This window comes from Dechloromonas denitrificans (assembly GCF_020510685.1).
Lineage (GTDB): Bacteria > Pseudomonadota > Gammaproteobacteria > Burkholderiales > Rhodocyclaceae > Azonexus > Azonexus denitrificans_A.
In genome coordinates, this window is the sequence record NZ_CP075185.1 from 1,519,802 (window position 1) to 1,535,646 (window position 15,845).

18 protein-coding genes are annotated in these 15,845 nt (G+C 61.7%); 9 read left to right on the top strand and 9 right to left on the bottom strand.

From position 1 onward, the window contains the following. Positions 1-13: 13 nt before the first annotated feature. Positions 14-778: a hypothetical protein gene (locus KI611_RS07280; protein WP_226419156.1), complete on the bottom strand. Its 765-nt coding sequence runs from the start codon at positions 776-778 to the stop codon at positions 14-16. Between the two features lie 208 nt (positions 779-986). On the opposite strand from KI611_RS07280, the gene KI611_RS22170 reads away from it, so the two are divergent. Further along, positions 987-1,421, top strand: coding sequence for a DUF4124 domain-containing protein (locus KI611_RS22170; RefSeq protein WP_226419157.1), 435 nt, complete (start codon positions 987-989; stop codon positions 1,419-1,421). A gap of 19 nt (positions 1,422-1,440) precedes the next feature. Here KI611_RS22170 and KI611_RS07290 read toward each other — a convergent pair whose 3' ends face one another. Further along, on the bottom strand, positions 1,441-1,824 hold the full coding sequence (locus KI611_RS07290; RefSeq protein ID WP_226419158.1) for a hypothetical protein: 384 nt from the start codon (positions 1,822-1,824) through the stop codon (positions 1,441-1,443). 197 nt (positions 1,825-2,021) lie between these two features. Here KI611_RS07290 and KI611_RS07295 point away from each other — a divergent pair, with 197 nt between their 5' ends. Next, entirely contained in the window at positions 2,022-3,296 is a 1,275-nt protein-coding gene (locus KI611_RS07295) for an AGE family epimerase/isomerase (protein ID WP_226419159.1), read from the top strand. A 38-nt stretch (positions 3,297-3,334) separates the two neighbouring features. On the opposite strand, the gene KI611_RS07300 is transcribed toward KI611_RS07295, so the two are convergent. Beyond that, complete coding sequence (locus KI611_RS07300; protein WP_226419160.1) at positions 3,335-4,192, bottom strand: HDOD domain-containing protein; 858 nt, start codon at positions 4,190-4,192, stop codon at positions 3,335-3,337. A gap of 197 nt (positions 4,193-4,389) precedes the next feature. Between KI611_RS07300 and KI611_RS07305 the strand changes: the two genes are divergently transcribed. Next, positions 4,390-5,649 (top strand): HD-GYP domain-containing protein, encoded by a 1,260-nt coding sequence (locus tag KI611_RS07305; RefSeq protein ID WP_226419161.1) that lies wholly within the window; start codon positions 4,390-4,392, stop codon positions 5,647-5,649. A gap of 68 nt (positions 5,650-5,717) precedes the next feature. On the opposite strand, the gene KI611_RS07310 is transcribed toward KI611_RS07305, so the two are convergent. From KI611_RS07310 to KI611_RS07325, 4 genes are read right to left on the bottom strand one after another with little or no spacing between them, the layout of a single operon-like run. Next, on the bottom strand, positions 5,718-6,296 hold the full coding sequence (locus KI611_RS07310) for a YceI family protein (RefSeq protein WP_226419162.1): 579 nt from the start codon (positions 6,294-6,296) through the stop codon (positions 5,718-5,720). 28 nt (positions 6,297-6,324) lie between these two features. Further along, positions 6,325-6,876: a YceI family protein gene (locus KI611_RS07315; protein WP_226419163.1), complete on the bottom strand. Its 552-nt coding sequence runs from the start codon at positions 6,874-6,876 to the stop codon at positions 6,325-6,327. 1 nt (position 6,877) lies between these two features. Next, positions 6,878-7,420, bottom strand: a complete 543-nt coding sequence (locus KI611_RS07320) for a cytochrome b (RefSeq protein WP_226419164.1) — start codon at positions 7,418-7,420, stop codon at positions 6,878-6,880. Next, positions 7,417-8,226: a DODA-type extradiol aromatic ring-opening family dioxygenase gene (locus KI611_RS07325; protein WP_226419165.1), complete on the bottom strand. Its 810-nt coding sequence runs from the start codon at positions 8,224-8,226 to the stop codon at positions 7,417-7,419. Before KI611_RS07325 ends, KI611_RS07320 begins: the two co-directional genes overlap by 4 nt. Positions 8,227-8,321: 95 nt before the next feature. Between KI611_RS07325 and KI611_RS07330 the strand changes: the two genes are divergently transcribed. From KI611_RS07330 to KI611_RS07340, 3 genes are all read left to right on the top strand, one after another. After that, on the top strand, positions 8,322-9,206 hold the full coding sequence (locus tag KI611_RS07330) for a LysR family transcriptional regulator (RefSeq protein ID WP_226419166.1): 885 nt from the start codon (positions 8,322-8,324) through the stop codon (positions 9,204-9,206). A gap of 150 nt (positions 9,207-9,356) precedes the next feature. Next, the gene (locus KI611_RS07335) at positions 9,357-9,506 is read left to right on the top strand and encodes a hypothetical protein (protein WP_226419167.1); all 150 of its coding nucleotides are present in this window, start codon (positions 9,357-9,359) and stop codon (positions 9,504-9,506) included. Positions 9,507-9,607: 101 nt separating this feature from the next. Next, positions 9,608-10,048, top strand: coding sequence for a cupin domain-containing protein (locus tag KI611_RS07340; protein WP_226419168.1), 441 nt, complete (start codon positions 9,608-9,610; stop codon positions 10,046-10,048). Between the two features lie 130 nt (positions 10,049-10,178). On the opposite strand, the gene KI611_RS07345 is transcribed toward KI611_RS07340, so the two are convergent. Next, the gene (locus tag KI611_RS07345) at positions 10,179-10,781 is read right to left on the bottom strand and encodes a hypothetical protein (RefSeq protein ID WP_226419169.1); all 603 of its coding nucleotides are present in this window, start codon (positions 10,779-10,781) and stop codon (positions 10,179-10,181) included. 58 nt (positions 10,782-10,839) lie between these two features. Beyond that, a complete protein-coding gene (locus KI611_RS07350; RefSeq protein ID WP_226419170.1) occupies positions 10,840-11,604 on the bottom strand; it encodes a hypothetical protein in 765 nt (254 codons plus the stop codon). Between the two features lie 267 nt (positions 11,605-11,871). On the opposite strand from KI611_RS07350, the gene KI611_RS07355 reads away from it, so the two are divergent. The 3 genes from KI611_RS07355 to KI611_RS07365 all read left to right on the top strand — a co-directional run bounded on the left by KI611_RS07355 (position 11,872) and on the right by KI611_RS07365 (position 15,832). Next, complete coding sequence (locus KI611_RS07355) at positions 11,872-13,158, top strand: Hsp70 family protein (protein ID WP_226419171.1); 1,287 nt, start codon at positions 11,872-11,874, stop codon at positions 13,156-13,158. Between the two features lie 215 nt (positions 13,159-13,373). Beyond that, on the top strand, positions 13,374-14,195 hold the full coding sequence (locus tag KI611_RS07360; protein ID WP_226419172.1) for a phosphatase PAP2 family protein: 822 nt from the start codon (positions 13,374-13,376) through the stop codon (positions 14,193-14,195). A 38-nt stretch (positions 14,196-14,233) separates the two neighbouring features. Next, complete coding sequence (locus tag KI611_RS07365; protein WP_226419173.1) at positions 14,234-15,832, top strand: ArnT family glycosyltransferase; 1,599 nt, start codon at positions 14,234-14,236, stop codon at positions 15,830-15,832. The last annotated feature ends 13 nt before the right edge of the window (positions 15,833-15,845 follow it).

Consider the following 15,845-nt stretch of genomic DNA (forward strand, 5'->3'; position numbering starts at 1 on the left):
GGGAAAGCCGGTCTTAATGCACGGCGTCCGGGCGCCGAGCCTGCTGCCAGGCGATCACGACATGGCTCGAATGGCGCAGGATGGTCTGGTAGTGGGCGGCGGGCAGGGCGTGCTGCAGCGATTCGAAGAGCAACTGCGTACTCTCCCTGGCTACCACGGTCGCGGCGGCCGGGTCGTCGAGCAGGGCGATCTGCATATGGGCCAGGGCATCGGCCACCAGCCGCCAGCCGATTTCCGGCAGGCGCTGGTTGACGGCCAGCAGCATGGTGCCCAAATGCTTCACCAGACCACGCGCCTCGTCCACCGTGTCGCAAGCCAGCATGGCATGCCACAACGCCAGGTGAATGCCCCGGCGGAGATCGACCTTGAAATCGACCGCGTTGGTTTCGCCTTGCTCGATGGCTTCGAAGAATTGTCCGAACAACGCATCCGACTGGGGATCCAGGCGACCGCGCAGGGAGGCGATGAGGGCCGAGAGCGCCGGGATGGCGGTGAGTTCGAACGCCTGGGTGTAGGCCAGCCCCCATTGGTCCAGGCCGTTGATCAGCATGGCCAGACGCAACAACTGTCGGTCGCCGCTGTCTCCGGCCTCGCACCATTCGATGCAGCGCGTTTCAAGTTCGCGCAGTGCCTTGCCGAGTTGCTCGGCATCCGGCGTCAGGGCCTGGCGAAACACTTCGCCAAAAATATCTTGCGCCAGGCGTGCTGTGGCCTGCTGGCTGGCGGCGTCGGCCAGGGCGGAAAGCGCATCGACGATGGGGTTGGGCGTAGTGCTCATCGAGTTTGTCGGAGGTATTGACGGGGTGTGCATTTTAACCAAGCTTGGCGGCACATCGAGGTTGTCGAGCGTCGCCGCCTGCTGCAGGTAGCGTGATCCACTTCACGACGGCCGATGCAGCGATGACCTGGCGACTCTCTCCCGGTGTTTTTTTGTTGCCGAGTCGCGCATGCAGGTCTAGATTGAAAGAAACAAAAAGGAGCTTGTCATGCGCTATTTAGTGGGGGTGTTGCTGCTTCTCTGTGTTTCGACCGTCAGCGCGGAGGCTTTCCGATGTGTCGGGTCAGGCGGCGAGGTCGTTTTTTCCGACACGCCGTGTGACGATGGGGAGCGGTTCAGCAAAATACGTCCGAGTGAGTCTACCCAGGACAGCGAGGCGGCGCGCCGGGCATTGGATAAACAGAAGGCCTATGCCGAGCGCTTGGCGGCAGAAAACGAAGCCGCGCGGCGAAGTAAAGCCGGTGCCTCGAGCTTGCCGGACGAGTCCAGCCCGCCACCGGCTTCACCTTCCGGGTTAAGCTTCCCCGGGTCAGGTTCCGGATCGGGCGGCGGTTCTGCTTCTGATTCGTCAGATGGAGTACCGCGCGGCGGATCGACCGGCGGCGTACCGCGCGGCGTGCCATCGGCGCCGTCGCGCAAATGATCCTTTTTCGGCGGTTGCTTTAATCGAGACCGTAGAGTTTCGGGCCTTGCCTGACTGTCGCCCAGACGTAGTCAAGGCCCTTCTCGGCGATCAGGCGCCGGTGCAAGGGATGCGAAACGAGCTGCCAGGTACATCGCGCCACGGCTTGCCGTTCCTTCTCGGTCAGACCGTCCCAGTCGATTTTCCCGGCTTCGGACAAAACGACCATCATCAAACGGCGATATTCCGCAGCGTGCACCGGTGAGTTCTTCAGCCTCATGTCGGGCTGTTTCGCCTTGGCCGGCCATGAGGCTCGCAGTTTGACCAGATACTCGGCGTCGAGGCGTTTCTGTATTGCCAGATACGTATTGATCAAAGCGAGCTTCTCATCATGACTAACCTGGTCAAGTGAGGAATTAGGCATTGCTGGCTCCTTGATTTGCGTCTCCCGATGACACGACCCAGTGGATCATACCGCGGCTTGCACCGGCGGGCAGCGCTGGATTCATTGATCGCCTGGCTTGGTTGGGCGGCGTTTGGCCGAAGGGTAGAAGCTGCATATATAAGCTAGACTTTGGCAATCGCAAGATCACGGTAGCGAAATCGCCAACCACATATTCCATGTTCAAGAAGCCAAACCCTCTCGTCCGCCTGATCTGCGCCGGCCTGTTTTGTTTTGGTGGCCTGATAGGTGCTTCGTTTTTGCTGAGCGGTTGCGAGGTGTCGACTAACGACAATCGGTTCATTGTTGAGCAATGGCACAAACAGGATCTCGAAGCTCATCTGGCCCGCTGGCTTGCGGTTGCGCCAACGCCATCCGGCCTGATGTTGGGCAGTTTCGATCGCCGGTGGCAGGCGGTTCCGACCCAGGGCGGCGATCTGACTACGCACAGTCGTCTGATTTTTACGATGGTAAAGGGTTACGAGCATAGCGGCGACAAGCGCTATCTCGAGGTCGCTGTTCGCGGCGCGGAATTTCTGCTGGATCGTTTCCACGACCCTCAATACGGTGGCTTCTTCTCCAGAGTCGAAGGCGATGGCAAGGTCGTCAATGCCGGCAAGAATACTTACGGGCATGCCTTCGCACTGTTGGCCCTGGCGCATGTCGCCCGGGTGACCAAGGACGAAAAATTTCGGGCGGCTGCGCTAAGCGCCTGGGGTGACATAAACAGCCATTTGCGGGATTCGTCTGGTGGGTTTCGCCCGGACGCACCTCGTGATTTCGGTCCATCGAGCAGCTTGCGCAACCAGAATCCCGTCATGCACATGTTTGAGGCTCTGCTTGCCCTCATTGACGCGACAGGTGACCCGCGGGCGCTGGCTGGTGCGCAAAGCGTCGGCAATTTCGTTCTCTACAAACTGCTTGAAGGGCAGCCTGACGGCGGTGCCTGCATTCCCGAATGGTACGACGAGCATTGGAAAGCGCTGCCGACCAAGGATAAAGGCGGCTATATCGACCTCGGTCACCAATTCGAATGGAGCCACCTGCTCGCTACATCGGAGAGCAGGGGGCTGCCCGCCCTTTATGGGGCCGCCGCGGATCGATTGCTGAGCTATGGGATCAAGCTCGGCTACGACGACATCGAAGGTGGGGTATTCAATCGTCTCTACCCGGATGGCTCGATTGACCGTAACAAATACTGGTGGCAACAGGCCGAGGGGTTGCATGCGCTGCTGGTTGCCGCTTCGCGCAGCCAGCGCCGCGATCTCTGGCGCAGGTATGAACAAACCCTGGAACTGGTCAAGGAACAATTCATTGACGAAATGAATGGTGGTTGGAAACTTGCCGCCAAGCGGACCTGCGAATCCGGTCGCTGTGGTGCCGAACAGCCGGAGCCGTATCACATGGTCGCGATGCATTCCGCGGCCTTGGAACTGTCAAAGCCGCTCCGCTGATCCTGAAACCTGGCGGTTGATGGGCCGAGTACCGACGCTTACACTGCCTCTCCCGATTCGATGGCTTTCAGCAGCTCGGCCCGAATTTCGTCGGGCAATGGCAAGGGTTCGGCCAGTTCGACGAGGTTGGCTCCGGGAACGACTTTGTGGACTTCCTGAAGCAGGCTCAGCAGGGCCGGCAGTTCGAGATCCATCGTGATCAATTTGGCGGCATCGGCGGCCAGGCGGGCGATGTTGGCGCGCGGCGTATCGGTGCCCTTGATCAGGATGACGATCAGGCCGGGAAGCTCCCAGGCCTGGGCCAGCGCCATGGTCAGTTGGCGGAAGGTGAATTCGATTTCCGAGGGGCGCTGCATCAGCGCCCAGTAACGTTCGTTCCATTCCCTGACCTGGGTTTCCTTGTCGGTCATCTCGGGGGCGAAATGCCAGAGCAGCAATTCGCCGATTTCGACCAGCAGGGCGGCCATCGACACCTCGTCCGGCGAAATGTCGGAACGGCAGTTGGCCCAGGCGCGGGCGATGGCGGCGGCCAGTACCGATCGGAATTCACAGGTATTGCAACCGGGCAGGACATCGTCGAAAGCCGGGCTGGCTGCGACGATGGCCTGCAACTCGTCATGGCCGGTCTGCAGGATGGCGGCCAGCGGGGTCGTGGTGTCGTGGCCGAGTTGCCGGGAGCGGCGCTCTTCCGCCCGGCGCAGGATCTTCAGGGCGAGATAGGGGTCGGCGTAAACGATGTTGACCAGATCCAGCGCCGACATGCGTTCGCGCGCTTCTTCGCCTTCCGCCTGGAGGGCCGCCAGGATCGCCCGCGTTCTCGGCAGGACGGGAGTGTCCTTGTCCTTGAGATATTCGACCCACTGATTGATCCCCCAATCCCACTGATGTGGCTGCATTTCCTACTCCCGATAGCGATGCTCTGGAACACCGAACAGGATACGCGAAGGCGGCACCTGTTGGCTTGGCGACGTCGGGTATTTGCCGGGCTTTTGCGCGGTGAGCCGGCAAGCCGGGCATTGTTTTGGGCCGGTCAGGCTTGCTTAAGCTTGGGCGCCGATAATGGCTGCTCGAATAGCGCAAGTTAGTGGACAGGATGAACTCATTTAATCGACTTACCGCCGTGCGTATTGCCACGGTCAGCCTGCTGCTGGCGGCGGTGGCCAGTCCGGTGGCCTGGTTCGTGGCCCGGGAAAATGCCGAGGAAAGCACGGTTCTGCTGGCGATGGAGGAGTCGCAGCGCCTGGTGCGGCATTTCGACGTGTTCTCGATGCGCCAGCCCGATGCCGAGGCGCATGCGACCCGGGCGGCCGGGACGATTGCCGGCGGCCTGTTCGATATTGCCGAAATCTACGACGGCAAGGGCGAAAAGCTGGCCGAAGCGATGACTGCCGATGGCACGCTGGTTGAGGGCATTATTCCCCATCACGCCAAGCCGGCCTATAGCGCCGCGTCTTATGAAAGTCTGAAGCTGCCCGACGGGCGCTGGGTGATGCGCGTCTTTATCCCGCTGCGCATGGCGGACGGCAGCCAGTCGCCGATCGACGGTTATTTCGAGGGGGTTCGCGTAGTTCCCGACTGGCAACGCCAGCAAATGCTCGGCAGCGCGCTGTCCGCCGCCTTGATGGCCGGGCTGGCCGCCTTGCTGTGCGGAGCGGCGATCTATCCGGTGGTGGTTCGCCTGTCGGCCGACAACAAGCGTAAGGCGAGGGAAGTTCTCGATTCGCATATTTCGATGATGGACGCGCTCGGCCGCGCCATCGCCAAGCGCGATTCCGATACCGGCGCGCACAATTATCGGGTGGCCTGGGTGGCGGCCAATATTGCCGAAAAAATGGGCATCCGCGATTCGGCGATGCAGGCCTTGATCGCCGGCAGCTTCCTGCACGATGTCGGGAAGATCGGTATTCCGGACGGCATCTTGCTCAAGCCGGGAAAGCTCGACGACGAGGAGTTTGCGATCATGCGCACGCATGTCAGCCAGGGTGAGGAGATCGTCACCGGCATGGGCTGGCTGGACGGCGCCAATGCGGTGGTCGCCGGACATCACGAAAAGTGGGATGGCAGCGGCTATCCGCGGCGCAGCAAAGGCAAGGAAATTCCGCTGGCGGCCCGTATCTTTGCCGTCGCCGATGTCTTCGATGCCCTCTGTTCGCGGCGCCCCTACAAGGATCCGATGGGCTTCGATGCGGCGATGCGGATTCTCGAAAAGGATACCGGCAGCCATTTCGATCCGGCGGTGATGGCCGTCTTCCAGCCGATGGCGCGGGAGATTTTCGACCGTCTGGCCGAGTGCGACGAGGATACTGTTCGCCTCTTGCTGGAAGACCGCGTCCGCCAGCATTTCGCGCTGTAGGCCGGCGAGCCAGCAAAAAAAAAACGCCGCCCGATTCCGGGGCGGCGTTTTTCGTAGGCTAGGGCCGCTTATTCCTTGATCGCTTCGATGGCGACGTCGATGCGCACGTCGTCGCCGACGTAAGGCGCGTACTTGCCGGCGTTGAACTCGGAGCGTTTGATGACGGCAAAGGCGTTGGCGCCGATCGCGTCCTTCTTCAGCATCGGGTGCGGCATGGCCTGGAAGGAGGTGACGGTCAGGGTCACCGGCTTGGTGACGCCCTTGATCGTCAGGTTGCCTTCGATGCTGGCCGGCTTGTCGCCTTCGAAGACGACCTTGGTCGACTTGAAGGTGGCGGTCGGGTACTTGGCGGTGTCGAGGAAGTCTTCACCCTGGATGTGTTCGTTGAAAGTGTCGTAGCCGGTATCGACGGATTTGGTGTCGATCACGATGTCGACCGCGCCGGTCTTGGCGACCTTGTCGAAAACGACCTTGCCGCTGTTCTTGTTGAAGCGCGAGAGCTGGGTCGAGTAGCCGAAGTGGCTGTACGAGAAACGCGAGAAAGTGTGGGTGCTGTCGGCAACGTAGGTTTCCGGCGCGGCGATCGCCGGGGCTGCAGCGGCAGCGGCGAGGATGAGGGCGGCAGTGAGCTTGTTGAATTTTTGCATGGTGATTCTCCTGTTGTGGGTCGGGGGGTTACTTGGCTGAAGCGGTGATGCGGAACTTGATCTGGACGTCGTTGGCGACGATGTCGAACTTGGCCCAGGTGCCTTCGCCGATCGAGAAATCGGCGCGGCGGATGGTGAAGGCGCCGTCGAAGACGCCGGTTTTGCCCTGGGCCGTGAAGGTGGCCGGGACGACGACATCCTGCGTCTTGCCCTTGATGGTCAACTGGCCGGCCACCTCGTAGCGGTTGCCGCCGAGCGGCTTGACGCTGCCGGAGACGAAACGGGCGGTCGGGAAAGCCTTGGTGTTGAACCATGGCTTGCCGGCGACTTCATCGTCGCCTTCCGGCGCACCGGTGTCGACGCTGGCCAGCTCGACATCGAAGGTCGCCTTGGCGGCCGCCGGCTTGGCCGGGTCGAAATTGAGCTGGCTGGCAAAGCGCTTGAACTTGCCGTCCACCGCCACGCCCATCTGTTTGTAGACGAAGTTGATGGCGCTCTTCTCGGGCTGGACCTGGGTGTATTCGACGGCGTGGGCCGAAAAAGTGGCGGCCAGGGCCAATGCGAGTGCAATTCTTTTCATGTCAGTTCTCCTTGGAGTGCTTGGGCAGCATCCGGGTCAGGATGTCGTCCTTGTCGATGAAGTGATGTTTCAGGGCGGCCCCGATATGCCCGGCAATGACCGCGACGAACAGCAGGTTGAGGCTCATATGGACGGTCTGCAGCAGGTCGCCGAGTTCCTTGTTTTTGGCCAGCAGGTCGGGAATCGGCAAGACGCCGAACCAGACCGTCTGGAATCCCTTGGCCGAACTCATCAGCCAGCCGGACAGCGGGATGGCGAGCATCAGCAGGTAGAGCATCAGGTGCCCGGCGTGGGCGGCCAGCTGCATCAGTTTCGGCATGCTCGCCGGCAGTTCCGGCGGGCGGTGCGTGACGCGCCAGAACAGGCGCAGCCAGACGAGCAGGAATGCCGTCACGCCGGCCCATTTGTGCCATGAGTAAAGTTGCAGCTTGGTCGGCGAGAGCGGCAGGTCATGCATGTAGAAACCCAGCCCGATCAGGCCGAAAAGCAGGATGGCCATCAGCCAGTGCAGACCTTTGGCGGTGGCGGTGTAGCGGTTGGTCACGGTCGATCTCCTTGTTGCGGCGAAAACGTGTAGGCATCCATGGCGATGACGTAATCATCGATCCCGGCGTGGAAGCGTTCGGCCCGGGCGGTGTCGCCACCCGCTCCGAGTGCGACAAAGAGGGGCAGCAAATGTTCATCGCTCGGGTGGGCCTGGACGGCGTCCGGGGCCTGCCGGCGGTAATCGAGCAGTGCGTCGATATCGCGAGCTTGCAGGCGATCGGCCAGCCAGTCGGTAAACGGCCGCACATAATCCGGGGTCTGACCGCCGTTGCGCCAGGCCAGCTGGTAATCGCGCAGGTTGTGCGTGACGTTGCCGGAGGCAATCAGCAGAAAGCCGCGGGCGGCCAGCGGCGCCAGCGCCTGACCCAGCCGGTAAGCCTGCTGCGGCCCGCCGCGGCTCTGGATGGAGAGCGGAATGACCGGCACGTCGGCCTCCGGGAACATCAGGCGCAACGGCACCCAGGCGCCATGGTCGAGGCCGCGCTGGGCATCCTCGACGACCGGCAGGCCGGCAGCGCGGATCGCCGCGACCACTTCGCTGGCCGCTTCGCGGCAGCCGGTGGCGGGGTAGCGCAAGGCATACAATTCGTCCGGGAAGCCGGAGAAGTCGTGGATGGTTTCCGGGCGCTCGGCGAAACCGACGGTCGGTACGGCGGTATCCCAATGGGCGCTGACGATGACGATGGCGCGGGGCAGGGCCAGCGATCCGGCCAGCCTGACCAGCGCCGCCCCGGCGGCGCCCGGGCGCAGCGCAAAGGTCGGCGCGCCGTGGGGGACGAAGAGAGCGGATGGGGTCGGGTTCATTGCGGTTACTCCTGATGCGATGACCGTACTGTAGTCCTCCTTTTTGCAGCGAAATAGCCGACAATCGGCAAATGTTTATTGCCGGAATTGCAACAATGGACCGACTTGACGCAATGCATCTTTTTGTCCGGGTCGCCGAACTCGGCAGCTTTGCCGCCGTGGCGCAGCAACTGGGGCTGGCCCGTTCGGTGGTGACGCGGCAGATCGCCGCGCTCGAAGCGCACCTCGGCGTCAAGCTGATGGCGCGCAGTACCCGCCGCCTGTCGCTGACGTCAGCCGGTACGGCCTATCTGGAAAAATGCCGGGTCATCCTGAATCTGGTCGAAACGGCCGAAACCGATGTCGCGGAAGAGCGCGTCAATCCGCGCGGCAACATCCGCATCAGTCTGCCGCTCAGCTTCGGCCTGAAACGGCTGGCGCCGCTGCTCCTCGAGTTTTCCCGACGCTACCCGGAGGTCGGGCTGGACATGGATTACAGCGACCGGCGGGTCAATCTGATCGAGGAGGGCATCGATCTGTCGATTCGCATCACCCGCCGGCTGGAAGGCAGCGATATCGCCCGACGCATCGGTACCGCCCGCATGCTGGCCGTCGCCTCGCCGGATTATCTGGCCCGCCACGGCCGACCGCAGCATCCGGCGGAACTGGCGCATCACGAATGCCTCGGCTACACGGTGGGCGGCACCGGGCAAAGCTGGCAGTTCATGGTCGATGGCCAACTGGCGAGTTTCCCGGTACGCAGCCGCATTCACGCCAACAATGGCGATGTGCTGACCGAAGCGGCGGCGCAGGGATTGGGCATTACGCTGCAGCCCGATTTCATCATCGACGGTTTTCTCGCGGCCGGCCGCATCGAGGCCGTTCTGGCCGAGTTTCTGGTGCCCGAACTCGGCATCTACGCCATGCTGCCGAGCAATCGTCATGTGCCGCACCGGGTGCGCGTGCTGATGGACGCACTGGCCGCCGGCCTGGCCGCCTAGACGGGAAAAAAGGGAATGCCGCGGGCCGTGAATTCATTCACAGACACCCGGCGACCGGACGGGCATCATGAAGTCGTTGAAGCTTATTACGACAGGTTGTACATCGTGGCATTTCTTAATCCCAAAACCAGCGCTCCACCCCGCAGCCGCATGCCGGCTAACGGCAGGGCGACCGCGTCCGGCGAAAAGGATCTGTCCAATTTCGATCTGCGCAATGCGCTGGACGACATGAAAGTCAGCGAAATCTCCTTTGCCGAGTTTCTCGCGGTACTGCGCAAGGCCGGCAAGCACCCGGCCTGACGCTCGGCCAGGCTTTATCAAGCTAGGCGACAGGGGGCGTCGAAGGCGGTAAATTGACCGCTTGCAGCGGTCCTCCTGCCTCATTTCGATAGCCCGAACCCATGCCGAAAACATTCCGTACCGTCTTTGCCACCACGATCTTGCTGCTTGTGCTGCCGGTTCATGCGCTGGACGCTACCAGCGCCGTCACCGTGACGCCGCTGCTCAAAACCACCAGCACTTGGGATGGCCAGCCGATCGTCTACCCGGAGGGGCAGGGTGAGGTCACCGCCTTCATCATCGAATTGGCAGCCAACGGCGAGACAGGCTGGCACGAGCACCCGGTCCCTTCCTTCGCCTACATCCTGGAAGGCGAGCTCGAAGTCACCCGGCGCGACGGTTCGGTCAAGCGGCTGAAACCGGGCGAGGCGCTGGCCGAAGTGGTGAACACCTTCCATAACGGCCGGGCCCTGAATGACCAGCCGGTGAAACTGGTGGTCTTCTACACAGGGGCCGTCGGCAAGAAACTGACCATTCCGCATCCGGAGTTCCGGCTACCGTAAGGGCTGGCTGGTCCTGGCAGTGTTATTTGCTATGACCAACGTGAAAGTGAGCGCCCTGCGCGGCTTTTCTCGCAGTTCCGCTGACTGCCGGGGGGGCGTCAGCGGTTGTCCGACCACACCGGGTTGGGCATCATTGGGCGGACGAAAACGCAACACTTCCCAGGATTGCAGCGGCCTTTGTTGCAAATTCTGGATCAGCGTTCTTGGGCATATAACGATGTGAGTAGGCAACACTTACTGCCATTTTCTTGTTGCTAGGCAGGACGCAAGTGAGTGTCATTATCTCCAAGGTCATTGTTCCCATGGTATTGGTTGTTCGTTTCACTGCTGCGGTGTCGTCACTCACAATGTGTGCTCGTACACACTCGGTGTTTCGACCATTCTCCAGTACGGCTTCATACTTGGTGGTCTTGAATCGATGAGGGGGAAGTCGTGCCGCATTTATTTCGTTGGCTTGTGTAGTAAATCCGTCAATAGTGTTGAAGGGTTGCAGGTCGAAGAGATTTCCCTCAATGACAAAGGTCTCATCTGTGGCGGAGCCATATCTTCCAAGCACTAGCTTGGTAGGCGCTGATGGCGCTCTGAGCCAGCCCGGTTCGTTAGGAGGGGAAACCGAATAGCTTCCCATATTTATTGGCAGAGGCGGCAGCGGAAGGGCTTCGGGGCGGCGGGGATTTAATGTGCAACCCGCAAGACTTAGGGTGATGGCAAAGATTAGGAGTGCGCGTGGCATGCTTTCCTTTTATGCGTCGAAATAAGGCCAAGTATCGGCTCTAATCGTTGGACATGTTTTATGAATATGCGATGGTGACAATCAAAAAGTAGAGGACCAGCGCCCACCCTAAACCCTCAATCACTGAAAGTTTAAAGCGCTTTCCCCGAGAACTGCCTGCTACTTCTGTTCGCTGATGTTGTACGGAGGCTATCGGTTCTGGCCATGCAAATGATTCATTGGGAGCAATAGGGGGCCAGGCTTTGAAAGGATATGCCCCCGAATCGAATTCGCAGCCAGTTGTTCGATTTAGCTCCCCTAGAATGCGCTCTAGGCCTAAATCTCCGGGAACCGCTACATCGTCACCGTTGATGTAAAAGTACCCGTTGGTTTCTTTTGCAAGAATTGCTACGGTGAGCGCCTGCGCAAAATAATCGGCAATCGAGCGTCCTGCCGATGTACGTGTACAGACTTCATACGCATACTGCTTTACTTTCTTTGGTGGCCATCCCGCGCTTCTAGCCCCCCTCTTTCCAACGCTGTATCCAAATCCCAATAGCAATGGAACGCCCTGACAAACGCGACCGATTTGAGGTGGTGTTTCAGTGAATGAAATATAGAGGGAAGCACTAGGATTTGATTCAAGACAATTCATCTCTGGATGAATAGCAACAGTAAATCCGAGGCTTTTATAAGTCTGAATAACCTTTAACTCTAGGTCTTGGGTATCAGAGCCGAGAAAACCGTAGACATCAATACTCATAGGTGCGGCTAACGTAGTGAAGTGATTCGCTATAAGCACTGCAGCATAAGGACTGAGCGTTCTCATGTCGAGTGGGTGCATGGTTTCGTGGTTGAGCTATCGGGCCGATGGGTTGGGGCGGCCCGTTATTCGCATTGCCCCGCACGAATGCTGCGCGTTCCTCGGCACTGATGGTGGCGCGCGACACGTCGCCTTCTGTGCGTTGTTTCGCCCGGCGCTCGCTGCGCAGGCCGGCGGCGATATTCGCCAAGCCTTGCTACTGGGCGCCCCAGTCGATAGGCCTGAATTCCCGCTGGACAGCTCGGCTGGCGCCGCGTAGCATCGCCGCCCCTCCCGCTCTGCTCTCCAATGTCCTATTCTTCCTGCGCCCGCGCCTGCGGTATCGATTTCGGCACGTCCAACTCCACTGTCGGCTGGCTGCGGCCGGGTCAGCCTACCCTGCTGGCGCTGGAGGATGGCAAGCCGACCTTGCCCTCGGTCGTTTTCTTCAACGCCGAGGAAGGTTCGGTCAGCTTTGGCCGGGCCGGGCTGCGGGAGTATCTCGACGGTTACGAGGGCCGGCTGATGCGTTCGCTGAAGAGCCTGCTGGGCAGCAGCCTGATCGATGGGCGCACCGATGTGCAGGGCAGCATCGTCGCTTTTCGCGATCTGCTCACCCAGTTCATCGCCACCTTGAAGGCGCGTGCCGAGGAGCAAGGCGGACGCGCCTTCGAGCAGGCGGTTCTCGGGCGCCCGGTGTTTTTTGTCGATGACGACCCGGCGGCTGACCGCATCGCCGAAGAGACGTTGGCCGATATCGCCCGGGCCATCGGTTTGTCCGAGGTGAGTTTCCAGTACGAACCGATCGCCGCCGCCTTTTACTATGAAACCACGCTGGCTCACGAGGAAGTCGTGCTGGTCGCCGACATCGGCGGCGGTACTTCCGATTTCTCGATTGTCCGCCTTTCGCCGGAACGGGCCCGCGCCGCCGAGCGCTGGAGCGATGTGCTGGCCAATGGCGGCGTCCATATTGGCGGTACCGATTTCGACCGGCAGCTCAGCCTGGCCACGGTCATGCCGCTGCTCGGTTACCGCAGCCAGCTCAAGGGCGGGCGCGAAATGCCGTCGAGCATCTATTTCAACCTCGCCACCTGGCACACCATCAATTTTGCCTATGCCCGCCAGACCTGGACCGAACAGCAGCGCCTGCTTCTCGATGCCATCGAGCCGGAACGCCTGAATCGTCTGCTGGCGCTGATCCGCGAGCGCGCCGGCCATTGGCTGGCGCATCAGGTCGAGGAGGCCAAGATCGCGCTCTCCGACAAGGATACGGCCACTCTTCAGCTCGAGCGCTTTGCGCCGGGCGAGCAGAAACTGCTGACGCGCACCGAGTTTGATCTGGCGACCGGAATGCTCGTCGACAACATCGAAGCCGCCGTCGCCCGCCTGCTGCCCGAAGCCGGCCTGGCCGCGAGCGGCATCGACACCATCTTCTTCACCGGCGGCTCAAGCGGCATCCCGCTGCTGCGCCGACGCATCGCGGCGCTGCTGCCGCAGGCGCGCGTCATCGAAGGCGACCTGTTCGGCAGCATCGGCGCCGGCCTGGCGGTGGATGCGGCACGCCGCTATGGCACCGTGAAAAATCCGCGCGGCTAAGCAGCGCCTCCCGCGCTGGCCGGGATCCCGATAGGACAAAGCAGTTCAGCAGTCAGCCCGGCTGGCCCTCCGCTTGTCATGGAGTTTTCACTCGGCTGTCACGCCCGTGTCATCACCTGTTTTTAAAATAATGCAATGCATTACGCTGGAATTTATTTGGCGTGTGCACTATGTTATTTGTTAAACGCAGGCATGTTTTGACCGGGAGACTGAACATGATCGAGAGTCCATCCATTGCTAATCAAAGTCCGCAGTTCCAGGACTTTCTCCCGGCTTGGTGCCTGCTGCTTGCGGTGGCTATGGGCATCCTGGTTTGGGGCGATGGTTGGTATGCCGGATTCTTCACCGCCCAGTCGGTGAGCGGTGTGCTGCCGCCCTGGTTTTGGGGGGCGCTGACGACGCTCGGCGACGAGCGCATGCTGCTGGCTCTGCTGCTGCCGTTCTCTCTGCGTTTTCCGCGCGTGTTCTGGGCTATCGTCATTGCCTCGCTGCTCGCTGCGCTGCTTGTTCGCGGGTTGAAGCTGGCGGTTCCCATGCCACGACCGGCCGAAGTGCTCGATGCCGCCCAGATCACCGTGATTGGCGCGCGCCGGACGGGGCATGGCTTTCCGTCCAGTCATGCTGCAACGATTTTTGCCTTTGCCGCCGTCTGGGTGGCCCAGTTGGGCTGGCGACGGGGCTTGCCGATACTGGGGCTGGGCGCGCTGGCAAGTTTTTCCCGCGTTGCCGTCGGGGCGCATTGGCCGATTGATGTCCTGGCCGGCGCCCTGGTCGGTTCGCTGGCGGCCTGGGCCGGGCTGGTTCTGGCTCCTCGCCTGAGCTGGGGCTTGCGCCCGAAAGTGCAGTGGGGGCTCGTCTGTCTTGCCGCGTTGGCCGTCTGCAGCTTGCCTTTCGACGCCATGGGTTATCCTGAGTCGCTGCTCTTTCGCTGTGCCTTGTGCGGTTTTGGACTGGCCGGCTTCTGGCGGCATTACCTCCGGCCATTGCTGCAACAGTGGAGCCGGCAGCCGGTGCGTCGATGGAGCAGATTTGGTTGAAGAAGTTTTGAATAAAAAGCAGTCATCCGGTAGTCCGCATGCTTTCATCTAAACGTGCCAACCCGGCACTTTGGGGGTTGTCCCTGGCCGTCGTGCTGCTCGCCTCGCTGTTCGGGCGACCGGACATCCCGATCGACGAAACCCGTTATCTGAGCGTTGCCTGGGAAGCATGGCAGGGCGGCGACTGGCTGATCATGCACATGAACGGCCAGCCCTATCATCACAAGCCGCCACTGCTGTTCTGGCTGATCGGCTTGGGCTGGTCGGTGTTCGGGGTCAATGACTGGTGGCCGCGCAGCATTTCGGCGCTCGCCTCGCTGGCCTGCGTGCTGCTCACGGCGCAGATCGCCGCCCGGCTCTGGCCGGATCGCCACAAGGTGCCGGCGGCCGCCGGCTGGCTGTTGCTGACCGGCATTTACTGGCTACTGTTCAGTACCTCGGTGATGTTCGACGTGCTGCTGACCGCCTTCACCTTGCTCGCCCTGCGCGGGGTGCTCGATGTCTGGCGGCGCGGCGGCTGGCGAGGCTGGCTGTGGTGCGGTATCGGACTCGGTCTGGGCGTGCTGACCAAAGGCCCTTTCGTGTTGCTGTTCGTGCTGCCGGTCGCGGTAGCCGGCCCGTGGTGGGGGGGCGAACGGGCCAGTGGCAAGGCCTGGTGGCGCGGCGTGCTGGCGGCCGGTGGGCTGGGCGCGGCAATCGCCTTGCTGTGGGTCATCCCGGCCGCCATTTTTGGCGGTGAAGAGTTTCGCAACGCCATCTTGTGGGGCCAGGTGGCCGGCCGGGTCTCCGGCGAGCTGGCGCACCGTCAGCCGATCTGGTTCTATTTCGCCGCCGGACTTGTCCTGGTCTTCCCGCTTGTGCTCAGCCGGCAGGCCTGGCGGGCCGCCATCGGGCAGGGGCGCCAGCGAGCCGACAGTGGCACGCGCTTTCTCGCCTGCTGGAGCGTTCCTGCCTTCATTGCGCTGTCGCTCGCTGGTGGCAAACAGTTTCATTACGTTCTTCCACTATGGCCAGCCGTCGCCCTGCTTCTGGCTGCCGGGTGGGAGCAGGGCGCGGCGCGGCGTGGCGGCTTGTGGCTGCTGCCGGTCGTCGTCGCCGGCCTGGGCGGCGCGCTGCTGGCCTTCCCGTTATGGGTGGGAAAACACTGGTTCGCCGCCTACGCCGGGCCGAGTTGGTCGATCGGCGGTGGCTTGCTGGTCGTTCTGGCTCTCGTCCTGGCTGTCGTCAGCCGGTTGCGCCGGGAGGCACTCCCGGCGACTCTTGCGCTATTCGCGATGGCCGTCACCAGCGTATTGCTGTTGCTGGTGGTTCGCCCCTTCAGTCCGGCCTTCGACATGACGCCGCTGGCGGCCGAGTTGAGTCAGCTCGAGAAACAAGGCGTCGAGCTTGTTCATGTCAGCGCCTATAACGATCAATACCGTTTCTATGGCCGACTGGAACGCCCGCTGTCGCAGATAAGCCGCGACGAACTCGCGGTTTGGTTTGCCGAGCATCCGGAAAGCCGGGCCATCGTGTATCTGAAAGATCCTGCCGATCTCGCCAAGCTCGATGCCGATTTTTCCCGGCCCTATCTCTCGGGCGGCGTCGCGCTGATCGGCGCCGGGGCAGCCGGGCAGTGGCGTGCGCTGAGAAAGTAGTCCCGGGCCGGCG